The following is a 17,660-nucleotide window of genomic DNA, read 5'->3' as shown; positions in this document are numbered from 1 at the left end:
CAAGCGTCCTTCTATCGCTGGTTGGGTGAGCCATGCCTGGCAGACCGCGGCTGCGCCAAGCGCCTGGTCGAAACCAGTCGCCCGACTGAAGCGGGAGCATCCCCAAGCCCATCGCCGGGCGCTCTAACGCCGTCCGCTTGTGCCAGGCAATGGGCGGCGCTGCAAATCCGGATATTGCTTATTCTCGCTCGGTCAGTAATATTTCGACCCAGTCCACACTTATCCGCCTTGGCATGAAAACCCATACATCCGAAACACAAGCCACCGTCACGCCTGCGCTCGCCCTGCAATTCTTGAAGGAGGGCAACACGCGTTTCGTCAGCAATCTGCGTGCAAGTCGCGACCTGCTGCAGCAAGCCAATGAAACCCGTGACGGGCAATGGCCCTTTGCCACCATCGTCAGCTGCATTGATAGCCGGACCTCTGCCGAGCTCATTTTTGACCAGGGACTAGGCGATATCTTTTCGGTGCGTATCGCGGGCAATGTGATCAACACCGACATTCTGGGTAGCCTGGAATTTGCCTGCAGCGTGGCCGGGTCGCGGCTGATTGTGGTGCTCGGGCATTCGTCCTGTGGCGCGGTCAAAGGCGCGTGCGACCATGTCGAGATGGGTAATCTGACTGAGCTGCTGTCCAAGATTCAGCCGGCTGTGTACCAGGAAGGGCAGACGCTGGACCCGTCCCAGCGCAATTCAAGGAACGCCGCATTCGTTGAAAATGTCGCCGACCTCAATGTGCGTCATGCGGTGCGTTCCATCATCAATCGCAGTTACATCCTTGAGCACATGGTCGCCGCGGGCAAGATTGGCATCATCGGGGCTAAACATGACCTGGCCACGGGCGAAGTCACCTTCTTTGATGACACCTGGTTGGCTGACCGGACGTCGATTCAGGCCATGGCCGGCTAGTTAACGCGCCACGCCGCGTCGCTGCAACGGTGACGCCATGGGCGCTGGGGCCGCGTATATAGCGCGACAAAAATATCGGTCGTCAGTCATCCCGGATGCGTGCGCTGCAGCACCTCCTCGGCAATATCCGCCAAGGCGCGCAAGCGATCTACCCGGCGCATATCCTGGTGATAGCCCATCCAGATCTCGCGACCAGGCGGGGGCTCGCCCAGATCAAGCTGTTGCAGCGCCGGTAACTGATCGCCCAGCAAGCGCGGCAGCACCGCAATGCCAAGCCCGGCAGCACACATTTGCGCCTGCACGGTACGGCTGCTGCTGGTAAACACCGTGCTGGCGCGTGGCAGGCGTTGATGCAGCCATTGCACGTCCGGGTAATGCGATTGCTCGGTATTCATCACGATCAGTCTGGCGGCCGCATCGCTCGGCGCCCAAGGCTGGGCGGCGCTGGTATAGACAGCGTAGGGCATGCTCATCAAACGCCGTTGCACAATGTCGGCGTCCTTGAACGGCACGATCCGGAAAGCGACGTCGGCTTCGCGTCGCGTCAGGTCAAACTGGCGTGGGCCGGTGATGATTTCCGGCACGATCAGCGGATGGCGCTGGGCGAGGGTAGTGATCACCGGCGGCAGCACATAGCTGGCAAACCAGTCCGCCGATGAGATGCGCAACAGGCCTTCGCATTGCGTTGCGCCGCCGCTCATACGCCGTTCGATCGCCAAGGCATTGGCTTCGATCTCTTCGGCCAGTTGCAGAATCCTGTCGCCCATATCGGTCAGCACCAGGCCCGCGCTGGTGCGGCGAAACAGCGGCTGTCCGCACTGCTGTTCCAGCACCTGCAATCGACGGCCTACGGTGGGATGACTGACCTCCAGTTGCCGGGCCGCCGCGCCCAGCGAGCCATTGCGGCTGATTGCCAGAAAGATTTTCAGGTCGTTCCAGTCCATGCGCTACCCGTACAAAAATGAAAGTGAAAGCTGCAGGGATGTCAGTGTTGCAAGGTGTCCGACATCCGCAGAATTGCGCCTGCATTTTGCCACAAGCCTTGATGCATAAAGGCCTTGCGGCAGCTTTCTTTCATTTCCGGGATATCACCACATGAAATTCTTGTTGAACATAATTGTTAGCTTGACGCCCGACTTGAGCGCGCCAGAACGGGCCGATCTGATGCGGGCCGAATTCGCCCAGGCACGGCGCTTGATGCAATCCGGGCAGTTGCAGCAGATCTGGCGCATTCCCGGCAAGCAGGGCAACTGGAGCGTCTGGCACGCCAGCGATGCCACCGCGCTGCATGCCGCGCTGAGCCAGTTGCCGCTGTTTGCATGGATGCAGATCGAGATACATCCGTTGGCCGACCATCCCTTGCAGACCACACTGGAGCACGCAGCATGAGCAACCTTTTGATCGAAGCCGCCCAGCCATGGCTCAGCCAAGCGCCACGCACCTCGCGCCGCGGTGATTTCTGGGTGCCGGGCGACCGCCTGGTCCGTGACGGCAAGACCTTCCAGCACGGCCCGATGTATGTGGCGTGGGAGGCGCCGGAGCAGGTCACCCAGCCGTATCCGGTGGTGCTGGTGCACGGCGGCACCTTCCAGGGCACGGAATGGCTGGATACGCCCGATGGCCGCCCCGGCTGGGCGCAGCGCTTTGTTGAGGCCGGTTATGCCGTGTTCTGCGTCGACCGCCCTGGGCATGGCCGCTCGCCCTATCACCCCGATCTGTTGGGGCCGATGGGGCCGGCCTTCTCCTATGAGCGCGCACAGCAGGTGTATTTTCCCGAGGGCGGCGCGGAAACCCAGTGGCCCTTTGCCGCCACAGATGCGGCTGCATTTGACGCCTTCATCGCCGGCTATGGCCCGATGCCCGCCGATCTGGCGGCATCGCAAACCATGGATGCGGACCGCCTCGCCCGGCTGCTCGACCGGATCGGCAAGGCCATCATCGTGACGCACTCGGCGTCGGGGCCGGATGGTTGGCTGCTGGCAGATCGGCGGCCGCAACGGGTGGCGGCCATTGTTGCCGTCGAGCCCATGGGGCCGGTGTTCGGGCATACGCCAGGTATAGGCACGCTGGATTGGGGGCTGACGGCCGCGCCGATGACCTTTGCACCTGCATTGGCATCAGCGGCCGCCGTGCAGGCGGCTGATCCGGCCAGCTTGCGCATACCCGCATTGGCCGGGCTGCCGGTGGCGCTGGTTACCGGCGAAACCTCGGTGTTTGCCACCTATGCGGCGGATATTCTGGGCTTTCTGGGTAACGCCGGGGCAGCGGTGGATCATGTTGATTTACCGGCGCACGGTATTCGCGGTAACGGCCACGGGCTGATTTATGAGCGCAATTCGGATGAGTCGTTTGCGCTGGTCACACAGTGGCTGCGCGAGAAAGTCGTGCGCGCATAACCCAAGGTTAAATCTGATAAGGGGCCGAATGCCGTATCACACGCATTCGGCCCTTGCTGCGTGGATCGTTGCCGCAATCTGCGTTCGCCCGTGAGCGCTTCAGCCAGCATCTGCGCCGCTGCCTGGGCTGGCTTTGAATGCGGAGCGACGACCTGGCCGGTGCGATGCGCCGCGTCCACGCCGCAAGCAGCCATCCGGGCCCGGTTTTCCTGACGTATGATGCGTGGCCGACGGCCGCTGGCGCCGTCCTTCCACCTGATCCTTGTACGTGCCCGGAATTCCGACCCACCGATGCGCCGCGCCTTTCTCACCTGTTTGTTGTGCTTGCTGCCGCTGCTCCCCACCCGTGCGGCCACCGTTGATTTCAACGCCTGGCAGCACACTGTCTGGCCCTATGAAAACCAGGGAATTTCTTATGTGGTGGGGATGGCGCAAACGCCAAATGGCTACTTGTGGCTGGCCACGGTGGATGGCTTGTTCCGCTTTGATGGCGTTAACTTTGCGCGCATCGATGTGGGCAGTAGCTATTCGCCGGATCAGAACCGGCCCCTGTCTTTGCATGCCGCGCCGAATGGCGATCTTTATATCCTGTTTTTCGGGCGCGGCGTGTCGGTGCTGCACCCGGACGGCCGCATTGATAACCTGACGCGCTTGCCCGGCGCGCCGCCGCAGGCGGTCACCAGCCTGGTTATCGACCACGACGGCAGCCTGTGGACCCTGAGCGATGGCGTCCATCATTTTGCGCACGGTCGCTGGACCGAAGTACCGCTCATTCCGGGCATGCCGCCCGGCAACCGTCGTGGACTGTTGCTGGATCAGCAAGACCGGCTGTGGGCTTCGGGCGACCACGGCGCGTGGCAACTGGATCGCAGCCACAATCGTTTTGTGTCGGCCTCTGTCACCGGCGGCGGCTTGAGCATTACGCCCGATGGACAGGTCTGGTTGATAGATCGACACGACGGCGGGCTACGCCTGCTGGCCGATGCCTTGCCGGGAGCGCGCCGGCCAGCGGATAGCAATTTCAATGAATCCCGGGTGGGCGGGCTGATCGATGCCAGCGGCATTGCGTGGTCGTTGCGCTGCGGCGATACGCTGTGCCTGCTGCCGCCGCAGCCCGGCGCGCCTGTGCGCTACAGCCAGCGCGTGCCGATATCGCCGCCGCTGGATCAGTTCGACCTGGCGCTGGAAGATCGCGAAGGCAATCTCTGGCTGAACGGCCGCGAAGGCCTGCATCGCTTGCGGCCGCGGCGGCTGCAAGCCACGGCGCTCAACCATAGCGGTGGGGTGTATCGCGTCGCCAGTGACGGCGCGGGCCAGACCTGGCTGGCTGACGATGGCAGCGGGCAGGTCTGGCTGGCGCGGGCCGGGCAGGCGCCGGTGTTGCAGCCTGATCTGAACGCCCGCATGCTGGCCAGCGGCCGCAACGGCAGTGTCTGGTTGGCCAGCGCGCAGGGCTTGCAGCGACACTCGGCGCAAGGCGTGGAAAAAATTGCCTATCCGCCGCAAGCCTTGCTGCAGCCCGACAGTCCGCACGTAATTACGCTGATCGATGACGGCAAGATCCTCTGGCTGGTGACGGAAGAAGCCAGACTGATGGCTTGGGATGGCCAACGCTGGCTGCCCAAGAGCGCGTTTCCGCTGCCGCCGCATATTTATCTGAGCGCGGCTGGTGGCGTGGGCCAGTTGTGGACCGCCACCTTGCAGGGCGATCTGGTCCTGGATGACAACGGTAAAGCGCGCAGCTACGACAGCAAAGTGATCGGGCTGATTTCGGGGATCTTCCCCGCTGCGCAGGGGCCGCTGGTAGTTAGCGGCGAGCACGGCATGGCGGTGCTGGAGCATGATCAGTTCCGCCTGCTCAATCCAGGCGATCCGGGCGTGCTGCGCAATGTGTCCGGACTGGTGGTGAGCGCCAATGGCGACCGCTGGCTGAATGGGGCGGTGGGCGTTGTGCATATCCGTGCCGCTGACTGGGCCCACGCAATGGCGGATCCGGCTGCGCCATTGCGTTATCAGTTGCTGGACGCGGGCGATGGTTATCCGGGCCGCGCGGTTCTGGATTCGCGGGTGCTGACCGCCGCGACGGCCGATGGCCGCCATCTGTGGTTTATCGGCACCGGCGGCGTGGTCACGCTGGATACGGCCGCCTTGCCGCCCGAGCCTGCTTTGCCGCCGCCACAGATCGAAAGCGTGGTGACCGACGCCGGAACGCTGCCTGCGACCTCGGCATTGCACCTGCCTGCCGGCACGCGGCAAATGCAGATCAATTTCAGCAGCGCCGAGTTGCGCCATCCGGAACGCGTGCGGTTTCAATATCGTCTTGATGGCGTCGATACCCATTGGCAGGACGCGGGCAGCCGCCGCATGACCACCTATACCAATATCGGGCCGGGCGACTATGCGTTTCATGTGCGTGCCGCGCTGGAGGGCGGCGCGGCGGGCACGGATGAGGCGCTACTGCAGTTCAATGTTGCGCCAACACTGATACAGAGCCTGCCGTTCAAACTGGCATGCGCGCTGCTTGTGCTGGCGCTGGCGGTCTGGCTGTATCGCTATCGGGTCAATGCGCTGACCGCGCGGGTGATGGAGCGCGTGGTGGTCAAAACCACCGAGCGTGAACGTATTGCACGCACCTTGCACGACACGGTATTGCAAACGGTGCAGGCGCTGATCTGGCGTATCGAAAGCCTGGCCAGCGCCTTGCCGCCGGACCAGGCGCTGCGGCAACAGCTGGAGCGGATTGCCGAACAAGCCAATGCGGCCATCATCGAAGGCCGCGACGAAGTGCACGAACTGCGCAACAGCGCCGAACCCGAGCTGACGCCCGCGCTGCAAAGCCTGCTCGAGCGCACCGAGGCTTTGTTTCCGCAGCCGCAATTTGAACTGCAGCGGGTCTCGCCGTCGCGTCCGCTCAAGCCTGGCCTGGTCGAGGAGTTGAGCGCCATCGTCGGCGAGGCGCTGCACAATGCCGCGCGGCATGCCGAAGCCACCCGTATCAGCGTGCAGATCGATTACGCTGCGCGCGCGCTGTTGCTTGAAGTCAGCGATAACGGCAGCGGCCTGCCGCCCGCGGTGGCGAAAGCGGGCCGCCGTGCTGGCCATTGGGGCTTGCTGGGCATGCGTGAACGCGCTGACCGCATCGGAGCGCGGCTGCTGCTGGAAACAAACGCGAACGGCACCCGCATCACCCTGCGCCTTGCGGCCAGACGGGCTTATGCCCGCCCGGCGGCCTGAGGCACGCGCATACAAAAAGGGGTGCAGCCAGCGCCGCACCCCTTTTATAGATCACAGCGTGTTCACGCTGCTTAGACTTGCGCTTTACCGCCATCGGCAAACAACTCAGCGCCGTTTACAAAGCTTGATTCATCCGTCGCCAGGAACAGCACGGCCTTGGCGATTTCTTCCGGTTCGCCCACGCGGCCCAGCGGCACGGTGGAGGCCAGATAATCCAGCAGGCCTTGTTGTTGCGCTTTGTCGTCGCCTGCCAGTTCGACCAGGCCGGCGGTGTGGATCGGGCCGGGCGACACCACATTGACGCGAATGCCGGTGCCTTTCAGATCCAGAATCCACGACCGTGCCAGGTTGCGCACGGCGGCTTTCGAGGCCGAGTAGATGCTGAAATTGGCATTGCCTTCGATGCCGGTCACCGAGCCGGTCAGGATGACCGAAGAGCCCTGGCCTAGCAGCGGCAGCGCTTTCTGCACGGTAAACACGACGGCTTTGACGTTGCGACCAAAGATATCGTCAAAGTGGGCTTCGGTAATCTGGCCCAGCGGCAACATATCGCCGCCACCGGCGTTGGCAAACAGCACATCCAGACGGCCATGGTCGGCCTTGATCCGGGCGTAGAGACGGTCCAGATCTTCCGGCTTGCTGGAATCGGCCTGGATGCCGGTCACTTCGCCTTCGATCTGGGCCACAGCGGCATCGAGCACATCTTTGCGGCGGCCGGTGATGTAAACATGGGCGCCTTCAGCGGCAAAGCGTTGCGCTGTCGCCAGGCCGATACCGCTGGTACCACCGGTGACGAGGGCGATTTTGTTAGCGAGTCTTTTGGACATGATGGTTTCTCTCTTCTGTTTTCGCTTCTGCGGCTAGGCGCTGAAGGCGAGGGGTGATGGATAACACTGCCCGGCACTGAACGCGGTGTTGCGGCTGCAACGGCGTGAACCGATGAGCCAAATTTAGGAGCATTGACGGGTGCCGAGAAGCCCGTGGCCGTGGAAACACCATCCATGTAGATGGACGATGCCAGGTCAGCATCAACGGGTTGCGTTGTATCTGCGGCGCGGGCGTTCGCGCCGAGAGTCCTGCTGGGGCGGACGGCGCGAATTGCAGCTCAGAATAGGTGGTGGCCCGCCCGGCAAAATCGGCCGTGCTACCTGGCCCTGGCCAGGCCGGGCGGTGCGGATTTATCTAGCCTCGGGCCAGGCGGCGCGCAGGCTGGACAGGGCATCCGGCCGCAGCGCGCCGGGGATCAGCGCTGGCGTTGGTCGTATTGCGCGAACAGGGCGACGGCCCATTCGGAGAACGCGCGCAGCTTCTGGCTGGCAAAGCGATTGGCCGGATACACCAGATGCAGCACGTGGTTGGGTGGTTTGCAATCGGCCAATACCTCAAGCAGCTGGCCCGTAGCAAAGTGCGGCCGCGCCATAAAACCGTAGGTCTGCCCGATGCCCACGCCCGATAACAAAGCCCCCAGATGCGCCGTGCTTTCGTTGACCGATACAGCCGGACGCGGGCTGATTTCAAGGTCTTGCCCAGCGTGCTGATAGCGCAGCGGCACGATGCGACCGCTGGCGGCAGAGAAATAACCCACCACGCTATGCGGGGAGGCTACGTCGGCGTGCAGATCAGCGGGCACTGCGGGCGCCGCGTGCCGGGCCAGATAATCCGGCGTGGCGCAGGTCACCCAGTCCAGTTCGCATAATTTGCGCGCCACCAGCGCGCTGTCGGCCAGCACGCCGGTGCGTATCACGCAATCGACCCCTTCGCCGATCAGGTCAACGTAGCGGTCGCTGATCCCCAGTTGCAATTCGATATCGGGATAGCGCGCATGAAAATCCGCCAGCGCCGGCACCAGCACACGATTGGCCAGGCTGGAACCGGCATCCACCCGCAGACGGCCGCGCGGCGAACCACGTTCTTGCACCACGGCGTTTTCCATATCTTCAACTTCAGCCAGCACCCGCACGGCGCGTTCGTGATAGGCCGCACCGTGGTCGGTGATGGTGAGTGCGCGCGTGGTGCGCTCGACCAGGCGGGTGCCAAGATGGCTTTCCAGATCCTGCAACAACTTGCTCACCGACGAGCGCGGCAGGTTCATCGAATCAGCCGCTTTGGCCAGCGAGCCGGCTTCAGCGATGCGGACAAAGGCACGCAGGGCAAGAAAATAGTCCAAGCAGCAATCCCGAAAAGTAGCCCCGATCTGGGCGCAAGTACGACGGCGGCGTCATACATAGGTATGGAAAGTGATTCTATCAAACGGCCCTTACGCCCAGGCGAATGCAACGCTAGTTTGATGGGGTGGCATGACGCTGCGGTCAGCCGCCACGCCGCGCAAAACACTTCGCCCTCGCGCAGGGCCATCTGACGGGACCAACAGCATGAGCTATGACATCGCAACGCTACTCGAACGCAATCTGCAAGGCATCTTCGGCGAAGGCGACGCTGCCCGTCGCCAGGCCGTGGCCGACGACATCCTGGCTGAGGACGCTGTTTTTGTGGAACCGCATGGCGTTTATCAAGGCCGTGCCGAAATCGTCCGCATTGCTGGCGAAATCCGCGCCATGCATCCCACCTTTAAATACAGCCCGCTCGCGCCAGCCGAAGTGCTGCACCAGCACGCCGGGCGCGTGCAATGGGTGGCGGGCAATCCCGGCGAAGCGCCTGCCTATGCCGGTACCGATTTTATCGTGGCCAAAGACGGCAAGATTACCGCGCTGTATCTGTTCTTTGATGGCGCGCCTGATCCCACCAGCCCGGCTATTGCAGCCTGAGTACGCGACCGGCGGGTCTGATCGTTGAGAGGCTGCTGCGACGCTTGCTAAGCTATATGCAGCAACCCCGCTTCGTTCGCAGCACTCATCGGAGGCCCATATGGCCCAGCATCATTCAGGCGGCATGCTCGCAATCTATCCCGACGGCCCGACTTGCGCCGGATGCAAAAGCGCGCAGCCGCTGGATTTTGCCTTCAGCTACGCCTATCAGCCCATCGTCGATGTGCGCAGCTGCAGCATTTATGCCCACGAAGCGCTGGTGCGCGGCGTACAGGGCGAGCCCGCGCCGACCGTGTTGTCGCGCATTACCGAGGCCAATCGTTACCAGTTTGATCAGGCCTGTCGCGTCAAAGCCATCCAGATGGCGACGCAATTGCAGCTCGATACCATGCTGTCGATCAACTTCATGCCCAATGCCATCTACCGGCCCGAGGTCTGTATCCAGAGCACGCTGGCCGCGGCCAGAGATTATGGATTTCCAATTGATCACATCATCTTTGAAACCACCGAAGGCGAGCGCGTCAATGACGGCAAATGGCTATGCGAAATCCTGCGCGAATACAAAAAAATCGGCTTTCTGACCGCCATCGACGACTTTGGCGCCGGCTTTGCCGGGCTTAATCTGCTGGCGGATTTTCACCCCGATATTCTCAAGCTGGATATGGATCTGATCCGGCACGTTGACCAAAGCAAAGCCCGCCAGGCCATCGTGCGCGGCATTACCCGCATTTGCGAAGAACTGGATATCCGCGTCATTGCGGAAGGCGTAGAGACGCGGGACGAAGCCGCTTTTCTGGCCGATACCGGCATTGCGCTGATGCAGGGTTATTTGTTCAGCAAACCGCTGTTTGAAGATAGCGGCAAGTTTGATGCATCGTTTTGCCGGGCCTGATGGCCGCAGCGCGGACGCAAAAAAGGGCCCCGCGGGGCCCTTGCTGCTGGATGCTCAATAGAGCCCCGGCAATTACAGATCAACCTGTGCCGACAGCACAAAAGTGCGGCCCGATGCCGTGCCGACGTAGCCGTTCTGCATCACCCAATAGGCTTTGTCGAACAGGTTTTCCACATTGGCACGATAGGTCACGACCTGGTTGCCCACGGTGGTGACGTAGCGCGCGCCGATATCAGCACGGGTCCAGCCCGGTACGCGCAGGGTGTCGGCGTTGCTGTACCACATCGAGCCGGTACGGGTCACCCGCGTATTCAGCGCCAGACCCTTCAGCGGCGTGTCCCAGTCCAGGCCCAGGTTGAAGTTGTTATCGGGGATGGCGCCGACGTCCTTGCCATCGTTAACGCCACCGTCGGTGTTGTACTGCTTGGCGTTAAAGAAGCTGCCGCTGGCGTTAAAGCGCAGACCGCGCACCAGTTCGCCGTAGGCGGTCAGTTCCAGCCCGCGCACGCGATTGCGGCCGTCTTGCGTGGTCTGGTTGACGCCGTTCACCAGGTTGGTCGACGAATTGGCTTGCTCGATCTGGAACACCGCAGCGGTGGTGGTGATGCGGCCAAAGTCGTATTTGACGCCTGTCTCGTACTGCTTGGACTTGTACGGCGGGAACGGATGGTTGGGGTTGACGTCATCCGCGCTGGTAAAGCCGCCGGCGCTCAGTGCGGCCGTGTAGTTGGCGTACACCGACATATGTTGCATCGGCTTGATCACGATGGCTGCCACCGGCGAATAACCGATCTCATCCGAAGTCTGGCCGTAATCGCCAAAGGTGCGGGTATACACCTGCTGGCGGCGTATCCCGCCGATCAAGCGCAGCTTGTCATCGTAGAACGAGGCCGAATCGGTCAGTGCATAGCTGGTCAGGCGCGTCTGGTTTTGCGGCGTCATGTCGCCACGGTGTGCGCTGATCGCGGGCAGTGCCACCGGGTTGTACAGATTGGAAGTAACGCCGGTGTCTTCCGAATAATAGAAGTAGTCGGTTTCTTGATTGATGCGGTTGGCTTCCAGCATCAGCGTGTGTTTAACGCCCCAGGTATCAAAGCGTGCGCGCACGCCCACGTCGGCCGAGGTCGAGGTCACGTTCTGGTCGTACCAGCCATTCCACAAATCGCTGGTATCGCCCTGTGCATCCAGCACGGTGGTGCTGGGAAAGCTTTGTTTGGATTCGGCCACGTGATGGCCGATGGCGCCATAGGCGGTCAGGTTGTTGCTGATGTCGTATTCCAGCCGCGAGACCACGGCTTTGTCATCGGCTTGCAGCGTGGTGCCCGGGTACAGATTGGTCTTGCCCGACGGTGCATCCGGCATCACCGTGCTGCTGATGCTGAACTGCGGGCGGAAATTGACGGTGTCTTCATGCTGGGTATAAGCATCCAGGCTCCAGCGCAGGCGCTCGCCGCTGTAATCCAGCGCAGCGGACAGCATGTTCTGTTCCGAGTTGTTGCCGTCCAGATTGCCGTCGCCCTTCGAATACAAGCCGTTGACGCGCACGCCCCATTCCTGGTTTTCGCCAAAACGACGGCCCATATCGCCCTTCAGGCCAAATTGCGAATCCGACAAATAAGTGGCGGTCAGGCTGGTCACCGCTTCTTCATAGGCGCGCTTGGGCACCAGGTTAACCGCGCCACCCACACCACCGGACGGGCCCATGCCATACATCAAGGTACCGGGGCCTTTAAGCACTTCAATGCGCTCGACCATCGAAATCGGCATGCGCGTCAGCGGCACCATGCCGTACAGGCCATTGAACGACACATCATTGGTCGACATGGTGAAACCGCGAATCTGATAGCTATCGCCAAAGCCGCCGTCGCCGTTGGTGTTGCGTACCGAGGCGTCGTTGGCAATTACGTCACCGATGGCGCGCGCCTGCACGGCTTCGATGCCTTGTGCGGTGTAGTTGGTGGTGCTGAACGGGGTGTCCATTACGCTGGCTGTGCCCAACACGCCAAGGCTACCGCCGCGGGCGACCAGGCCGCCGGCATAAGGCGCAGTCGGGCTGGCTTTGGCGGTGACGGTCACACTGGGCAATACGGCGTTTTCGTTGCTGCCGACGTTGGCGCTGGCAGGTGCCGAGGCGGCATCGCTGGCGGCGGTGGTATCAGCGGCAAAAGCCTGCGATGCGGCCAGTACCGGCGTCATCAGCACCAGGCCGCGCAGGGCCGATGCCACCATATTCATCTGAAAAACGGAATTGCGATGACGCGCTTGCGCCCGGACTTGCCCCATGATTTCAACCCTGATTATTTCGTTTTGATTGGTACGAAATTGTAAACGTTTCCGTTCGCGAAATGGAAGCATTCTCATTCCGATAGTTGGATACATGGCGCAGACAAGCCAGCACCGTTGACCCAGGCGGGCGGCCCGTCCTGCTGTGGGCATGGCAGGTTACGGGCCGCGATGGGGCTTATTGCGCGGTATAAGCGCCGTCCACGGCCACCGATTGGCCGGTCAGATAACGCGCCTTATCCGAGGCCAGCCAGACTATGGTTTCGGCAATTTCTTCCGGCTCGGCCGCGCGCCGCGCCGGGATGGTGGCGAGAAAGCCGTTCTTCATGGCCTGATCACGCCCGACAAAGCGATCGAGCATATCGGTCTGTACCGGGCCCGGTGCCACCGCGTTAACGCGCACGCCCAGCGCTGCACCTTCCAGCGCCGCACTACGGGTCAGGCCTTCCACCGCATGTTTGCTGGCCACATACACCGACGCCCCGGCCATACCCACCTGGCCCGCCACCGAAGACAGGTTGACGATGGCGCCCGCGCCTTGCTGTTGCATCACGCGCATTTCGTGTTTGAGCGACAGCAAGGTGCCCAGCACATTGGTTTCAAAGGTGCTGCGATAGTTTTGCTCGGTTTGTTCGGTCAGCGGGCCGCCCTGGCCTTCGACACCCGCATTGTTTACTGCCACATCGATACGACCAAAGCGCGCTACGGCGGCGGCCATCAGCGCCCGTACTTCAGCTTCTTGCGTGACGTCGGCCTGTACAAATTCGGCTTGTGCGCCGAGGGCGCGCAGCTCCGCCGCCAGTGCCTGGCCGGCTTCTGGGCGACGGCCGCTGACGACGAGATTGGCGCCCAGTTTGCCAAAGGCCAGGGCGGTGGCGCGGCCGATGCCGGTAAGGGCGCCAGTGATAACAACGGTTTGTTGATTTGCCATGATGTTTGCTCCGTGAGCGTTGGTTTGCGACGGGCTCACTTTGATTGATTCCATGACGTTGAACTAGCCTGCCCGAAGTTGTATAAATCATTCCTTTTCGGAATAAATGAGCGCTTATGGACAAGCTGGCCGCAATCAGGACTTTTGTGCGTGTGGTCGAGGCCGGCAGCTTTTCGGCCGTGGCGGCGCAGTCGGGCGTCACTCAGAGTTCGGTCAGCAAACAGGTGGCCGCGTTGGAACATGCATTGGGTGCGCGTTTGCTCAGCCGCACCACCCGCTCACTGTCATTGACCGAAGAAGGGCAGCGCTACTTTGAAGAAGTACGGCGGCTGGTGCCCGAAATGGACGCTGCTGAAGAATTGCTGCGGCAAGGGGCCGAGCAAGTACGCGGGCTGATTCGCATTGCCGCGCCAGTGGGGTTTGGCCGCCTGAAGCTGATGCCGCTGCTGCAGGCGTTTATGGCGGCGCATCCCGGCGTCAGCGTGGATATCCAGTTGCAGGACGGGTTTATTGATCTGATCGAGCAAGGCATCGATGTCGCGCTGCGCATCGGCGAACTGGCTGATAGCGGTCTGGTGGCGCGCCGTATCGGCACCTCACGCCGCTTGCTGGTTGCGCAGCGCGATTATCTGCGCCAATTGCCGCCCGAGCGTCCCTTGCCGCAGCAACCGGCCGACCTGGCACAACACAATTGCCTGATCTACACCGCGCTGGCCACGCGCAATGTCTGGCGTTTCAGCGCGGGTCCAGGCGCGAACCAGCCACCCGGTACCTTGCAAGCGGTCACCGTGCAGGGCGATCTGCAAACCAATAGCAGCGAGGTGATGCGCTACGCCATCCTTGCCGGCATGGGCATTGCGTACTCACCGGATTGGCTGATCGATGCCGAATTGGGGCGTGGCGAAGTGGTGCAACTGTTGCCGGACTGGCAAGCGCCGCCATCGCCCATCCACCTGGTCAGCCCGCGCGAACGTCGGCATAGCGCCCGGGTGCGCATCCTGGGGGATTTTCTGGCGGCGCGCTTGTTGCAGGATTAAGCGCGCCGCGCCTGTTGCATGGCATGCCCGGTTTGCCTTCAGCCTTTGGTAGCACCAAAGGTCAGCCCCGCCACAAAGTGCCGTTGCATGGCAAAGAACATCAGCACCGAAGGCAGCGCCGCCAGGATGGAACCCGCGCTGACCAGGTTCCATGCCGTGGTCCACTGCCCTTTCAGCGCGGCGACCCCGACGGTGAGTGGGGCGGCTTCGTCGCCCTGGGTCAGACACAGCGCCCAGAAGTAATCGTTCCAGACAAAGGTGAACACCAGGATAGACAGCGCGGCCAGCGCGGGGCGGATCAGCGGCAATACGATGCGGAAAAACACGGTCCATTCGCCCGCGCCTTCAATGCGCGCGGCTTCGACTAATTCGTACGGCAATTGCTTGATGAAATTGCGCAAAAACAGAGTGCAAAAGCCGGTCTGAAACGCGATATGAAACAAAATGAGCGCCGGCAAGGTATTGAACAATCCCATGCGCAAGGACAAGTCGCGCACCGGAATCATCAGAATCTGGATCGGCACAAAATTGCCCGCCACAAAGGTGGCAAACAAAGCGGTATTGCCGCGAAAGTTATAAACCGCCAGCGAAAACCCGGCCATTGCCGCCAGGGTAATGGCACCGGCGACGGCGGGTACGGTGATCATTACGCTATTAAAAAAGTAATGCAGCATGGGCGAGGTGGTCAGTGCCTCGTGATAATTGGCCCATAAGGCAAAGTGTTTGGGCCAGCCCCAATAATTGCCTTCGGTGAGTTCTTCGGTGGAGCGAATGGATGTGACCATCACCGCAATCATCGGCAATAACCAGATCAGCAAAGCAAACGGCAAGGACAGTTTATAAATGCGCCGGTTAAGCGGCTTCCAGTGTTCAATAGGCATGGGGAACATGGTGGGCCTCCGGATCAATGTTCATTGCGCAGCATGCGGCGCAAATGCCAGGCGATATACACCAGCATGATGGCAAACAGCACTACAGCAATGGCCGCAGAGTAGCCAAGGCGGTAATACTTGATGGCCTGGTCGTACATGTAATACGCCAGCACGGTCGAGCTTTCAAACGGGCCGCCACCGCTCATGACCGAGATCAGATCAAAGCTGCGCAATGCGCCAATGATGGTGACGACGATGGCCATAAACGTAGTGGGGCGTAATTGCGGCAGCACCACGTACCACAATAAATTCCAGCCTTTGGCGCCTTCCATGCGCGCGGCTTCAATCTGTTCGGCGTTGATGCTGGTCAGGCCGGTTAAATACAAAATCATGCAATAAGCGGTTTGCGGCCAAAGGGCGGCAAAGACGATGCCAAAGGTGACGTAATGCGGATCGCCCAGCACCGGAATGCCGTGGCCCAGCAACATGGCCAATAAACCAAAGGTGGGGTCGTAAAACCAGCTGAAGATCAGCCCCACCACCACGCCCGACAAAACAAAAGGTGCAAAGAACAGCGATTTGACCAAACGAATGCCGCCGACTTCCTGGTTTAAATACAGCGCAATGGCCAGGCCAGCGGGCGGCGACAGCAAAAACAATAACAGCCAGATCAGATTGTTTTTAAGCGCGGTATAAAACGTGGGCGCGTGGATCAGCTCAACGTAATTGGCCAGGCCGACAAATGATTTTTCGGTCATGCCATCCCAGTTATAAAAACTGAGCGAAATACTGGTCAGAATCGGGTACAGCACATACACCGCCACCATCAGGCAGGCTGGCGCCAGAAACAACCAGGCGGCGCGACGCTGGCGGCGCGCGCTGGGCGACAAGCCTTTGCGCGCGGCCCGTGCCGGGCGGGTCTGCGGTGGGACGGCGGCGGCCGGGGCGATACCTGAGGCGGAATCAATCACGGTCTTTCTCCAGATCAAACCGGCGGCAGCCGGTAGCAAGCCTGATGCGCCTGGCGTAGATGCCGCGCATCAGGCTTGCACAGCCTTACTTCTTGTAGATGCGCTTGCGGGTTTGTTCCAGCTGCGCCAATACGGCGTCAATCTGGCTGGGGTCCGACAAGAATTGCTGCATGCCTTTCATGCCTTCATCGGCCATTTCTTTGGTCATATCGCGATCGTAGAACTGCGCAATGCCGCCACGCGTTTGCGACAGAATCTGGAAGCCGATTTTAGAAATGGGATCTTCCGGTTCCGGCGCTTTAGCATTGGCCGGCAAGGAGCCCAGACCTTTAGCCAACCGTGCGCTGATCTCCGGGGTTTCGGCAAAGGCGAGGAAGGTATGGGCATCCGCCTTGTTTTTGGCTTTGGCCGGAATATGTAGCGATTCAACCGGGCCGTCTTCCGCCGTCGGCACTTTGCTATCAATGATCGGGAACTGGAAATAACCCATATTCGGTTTAACCGTGGCGGGGAAACCGGCCGAGATAAAGGTACCCATCAACATCATGGCCGCCTTGCCCTGGAACAGGAAAGGCTGAGCGGCGTCGAGGTCATACGACAGCGGGCTTTCGATAAAGTATTTGTTATCGATCAGCTCTTTCCACGTTGTATAAACCTTTTTAACGCGCGGATCGGTATAGGCCACTTCGCCCGCCATCAGTTTTTGATGGAACGCGTTGCCGTTCAGGCGCAAATCCAGATAATCAAACCAGCCCGCCAACGTCCATGAATCGCGTCCGCCCAAGGCAATCGGGCTGATCCCGGCCGCCTTCAGCTTTTTGCAGGCATCCATAAACTGATCCCAGGTTTTGGGCTCAGCGCTGATCCCGGCTTTCTGGAATACATCTTTGCGATAGAACACGCCCCATGAGTAATACACGGTGGGCGCGGCATATTGTTTGCCATTCCACGACGAGGCTTCTTTGGTGGAGGCATAGGTTTCATTCCAGCCATTCTTTGCCCAATCGCCGGACAAATCTTCCAGCAAACCACGGCGCGCGTAATAGGCCATGCGTTCGCCGTTGTGCCAGTTGACGATATCGGGCGCGATGGTGGTCAGCCAGCCCGGCAATTGCACTTTGTAGGCTTCTTCATCCACAAATGTCGCTTTGACGTCGATATCGGGATGCGCTTTTTTAAAGTCATCAAAAACGGATTGCCAGACCGCGCGTTGGCTGGCGCCTTTGAATGCCACGTTAACGGCCAATGTGCCCGCCTGGGCCAGGCCACTACACAGGCCGAGACCGGCCAGTGCCAAACCCAGGATGCGAGTGCGTACCTTCATGCTCATTTTTATCTCCTTGCTTGCGCTGGAATCGAGGATGTTTCTGC

At 61.0% G+C, this 17,660-nt stretch carries 15 protein-coding genes; 7 read left to right on the top strand and 8 right to left on the bottom strand.

The genetic code is table 11. The features are described 5' to 3' along the window. Positions 1 to 149 precede the first annotated feature (149 nt). The gene (locus ACYQ1A_RS07680; protein ID WP_499361479.1) at positions 150 to 908 is read left to right on the top strand and encodes a carbonic anhydrase family protein; all 759 of its coding nucleotides are present in this window, start codon (positions 150 to 152) and stop codon (positions 906 to 908) included. Between the two features lie 86 nt (positions 909 to 994). Here the strand turns inward: ACYQ1A_RS07680 and ACYQ1A_RS07675 are convergent, their stop codons facing one another. Then, a complete protein-coding gene (locus ACYQ1A_RS07675; protein ID WP_062223798.1) occupies positions 995 to 1,852 on the bottom strand; it encodes a LysR family transcriptional regulator in 858 nt (285 codons plus the stop codon). Between the two features lie 163 nt (positions 1,853 to 2,015). Here ACYQ1A_RS07675 and ACYQ1A_RS07670 point away from each other — a divergent pair, with 163 nt between their 5' ends. From ACYQ1A_RS07670 to ACYQ1A_RS07660, 3 genes are all read left to right on the top strand, one after another. Further along, a complete protein-coding gene (locus ACYQ1A_RS07670) occupies positions 2,016 to 2,297 on the top strand; it encodes a muconolactone Delta-isomerase (protein WP_499361477.1) in 282 nt (93 codons plus the stop codon). Beyond that, positions 2,294 to 3,304, top strand: a complete 1,011-nt coding sequence (locus tag ACYQ1A_RS07665; RefSeq protein WP_499361475.1) for an alpha/beta fold hydrolase — start codon at positions 2,294 to 2,296, stop codon at positions 3,302 to 3,304. Before ACYQ1A_RS07670 ends, ACYQ1A_RS07665 begins: the two co-directional genes overlap by 4 nt. Positions 3,305 to 3,595: 291 nt before the next feature. Beyond that, on the top strand, positions 3,596 to 6,538 hold the full coding sequence (locus tag ACYQ1A_RS07660; protein WP_499361472.1) for a sensor histidine kinase: 2,943 nt from the start codon (positions 3,596 to 3,598) through the stop codon (positions 6,536 to 6,538). Between the two features lie 71 nt (positions 6,539 to 6,609). Here ACYQ1A_RS07660 and ACYQ1A_RS07655 read toward each other — a convergent pair whose 3' ends face one another. Continuing rightward, positions 6,610 to 7,365, bottom strand: a complete 756-nt coding sequence (locus tag ACYQ1A_RS07655; protein ID WP_499361470.1) for an SDR family NAD(P)-dependent oxidoreductase — start codon at positions 7,363 to 7,365, stop codon at positions 6,610 to 6,612. 416 nt (positions 7,366 to 7,781) lie between these two features. Beyond that, positions 7,782 to 8,705 carry a LysR family transcriptional regulator gene (locus ACYQ1A_RS07650; RefSeq protein WP_499361469.1) on the bottom strand — a complete coding sequence of 308 codons (924 nt, stop codon included), beginning with the start codon at positions 8,703 to 8,705 and terminating at the stop codon, positions 7,782 to 7,784. A gap of 205 nt (positions 8,706 to 8,910) precedes the next feature. On the opposite strand from ACYQ1A_RS07650, the gene ACYQ1A_RS07645 reads away from it, so the two are divergent. Continuing rightward, on the top strand, positions 8,911 to 9,303 hold the full coding sequence (locus ACYQ1A_RS07645; protein ID WP_499361467.1) for a nuclear transport factor 2 family protein: 393 nt from the start codon (positions 8,911 to 8,913) through the stop codon (positions 9,301 to 9,303). A 100-nt stretch (positions 9,304 to 9,403) separates the two neighbouring features. Then, on the top strand, positions 9,404 to 10,195 hold the full coding sequence (locus ACYQ1A_RS07640; protein WP_499361466.1) for an EAL domain-containing protein: 792 nt from the start codon (positions 9,404 to 9,406) through the stop codon (positions 10,193 to 10,195). A 72-nt stretch (positions 10,196 to 10,267) separates the two neighbouring features. Here ACYQ1A_RS07640 and ACYQ1A_RS07635 read toward each other — a convergent pair whose 3' ends face one another. Both ACYQ1A_RS07635 and ACYQ1A_RS07630 read right to left on the bottom strand, forming a co-directional pair. Continuing rightward, positions 10,268 to 12,478 carry a TonB-dependent receptor gene (locus ACYQ1A_RS07635; protein ID WP_499361464.1) on the bottom strand — a complete coding sequence of 737 codons (2,211 nt, stop codon included), beginning with the start codon at positions 12,476 to 12,478 and terminating at the stop codon, positions 10,268 to 10,270. Between the two features lie 178 nt (positions 12,479 to 12,656). After that, complete coding sequence (locus tag ACYQ1A_RS07630; protein ID WP_499361462.1) at positions 12,657 to 13,409, bottom strand: SDR family NAD(P)-dependent oxidoreductase; 753 nt, start codon at positions 13,407 to 13,409, stop codon at positions 12,657 to 12,659. Positions 13,410 to 13,525: 116 nt separating this feature from the next. Here ACYQ1A_RS07630 and ACYQ1A_RS07625 point away from each other — a divergent pair, with 116 nt between their 5' ends. Then, entirely contained in the window at positions 13,526 to 14,446 is a 921-nt protein-coding gene (locus ACYQ1A_RS07625) for a LysR family transcriptional regulator (protein WP_062224569.1), read from the top strand. A gap of 38 nt (positions 14,447 to 14,484) precedes the next feature. On the opposite strand, the gene ACYQ1A_RS07620 is transcribed toward ACYQ1A_RS07625, so the two are convergent. The 3 genes from ACYQ1A_RS07620 to ACYQ1A_RS07610 form a co-directional block, all read right to left on the bottom strand. Further along, on the bottom strand, positions 14,485 to 15,336 hold the full coding sequence (locus tag ACYQ1A_RS07620) for a carbohydrate ABC transporter permease (protein ID WP_499361460.1): 852 nt from the start codon (positions 15,334 to 15,336) through the stop codon (positions 14,485 to 14,487). A 14-nt stretch (positions 15,337 to 15,350) separates the two neighbouring features. After that, positions 15,351 to 16,289 (bottom strand): carbohydrate ABC transporter permease, encoded by a 939-nt coding sequence (locus tag ACYQ1A_RS07615; RefSeq protein ID WP_499361459.1) that lies wholly within the window; start codon positions 16,287 to 16,289, stop codon positions 15,351 to 15,353. Between the two features lie 85 nt (positions 16,290 to 16,374). Continuing rightward, on the bottom strand, positions 16,375 to 17,619 hold the full coding sequence (locus ACYQ1A_RS07610) for an ABC transporter substrate-binding protein (protein ID WP_499361457.1): 1,245 nt from the start codon (positions 17,617 to 17,619) through the stop codon (positions 16,375 to 16,377). Positions 17,620 to 17,660 lie beyond the last annotated feature (41 nt).

Source organism: Silvimonas sp. JCM 19000, from assembly GCF_054652575.1.
Note: the sequence above shows the minus strand (reverse complement) of the source record. Positions and strands in the feature narration are given on the sequence as shown.

Bases quoted from the DNA above. Each gene is read 5' to 3' on its own strand.
- ACYQ1A_RS07680 (WP_499361479.1), top strand. From the start codon at position 150: ATGGGCGGCGCTGCAAATCCGGATATTGCTTATTCTCGCTCGGTCAGT.
- ACYQ1A_RS07675 (WP_062223798.1), bottom strand. From the start codon at position 1,852: ATGGACTGGAACGACCTGAAAATCTTTCTGGCAATCAGCCGCAATGGC.
- ACYQ1A_RS07665 (WP_499361475.1), top strand. From the start codon at position 2,294: ATGAGCAACCTTTTGATCGAAGCCGCCCAGCCATGGCTCAGCCAAGCG.
- ACYQ1A_RS07660 (WP_499361472.1), top strand. From the start codon at position 3,596: ATGCGCCGCGCCTTTCTCACCTGTTTGTTGTGCTTGCTGCCGCTGCTC.
- ACYQ1A_RS07655 (WP_499361470.1), bottom strand. From the start codon at position 7,365: ATGTCCAAAAGACTCGCTAACAAAATCGCCCTCGTCACCGGTGGTACC.
- ACYQ1A_RS07645 (WP_499361467.1), top strand. From the start codon at position 8,911: ATGAGCTATGACATCGCAACGCTACTCGAACGCAATCTGCAAGGCATC.
- ACYQ1A_RS07640 (WP_499361466.1), top strand. From the start codon at position 9,404: ATGGCCCAGCATCATTCAGGCGGCATGCTCGCAATCTATCCCGACGGC.
- ACYQ1A_RS07635 (WP_499361464.1), bottom strand. From the start codon at position 12,478: ATGGGGCAAGTCCGGGCGCAAGCGCGTCATCGCAATTCCGTTTTTCAG.
- ACYQ1A_RS07630 (WP_499361462.1), bottom strand. From the start codon at position 13,409: ATGGCAAATCAACAAACCGTTGTTATCACTGGCGCCCTTACCGGCATC.
- ACYQ1A_RS07625 (WP_062224569.1), top strand. From the start codon at position 13,526: ATGGACAAGCTGGCCGCAATCAGGACTTTTGTGCGTGTGGTCGAGGCC.
- ACYQ1A_RS07620 (WP_499361460.1), bottom strand. From the start codon at position 15,336: ATGTTCCCCATGCCTATTGAACACTGGAAGCCGCTTAACCGGCGCATT.
- ACYQ1A_RS07610 (WP_499361457.1), bottom strand. From the start codon at position 17,619: ATGAGCATGAAGGTACGCACTCGCATCCTGGGTTTGGCACTGGCCGGT.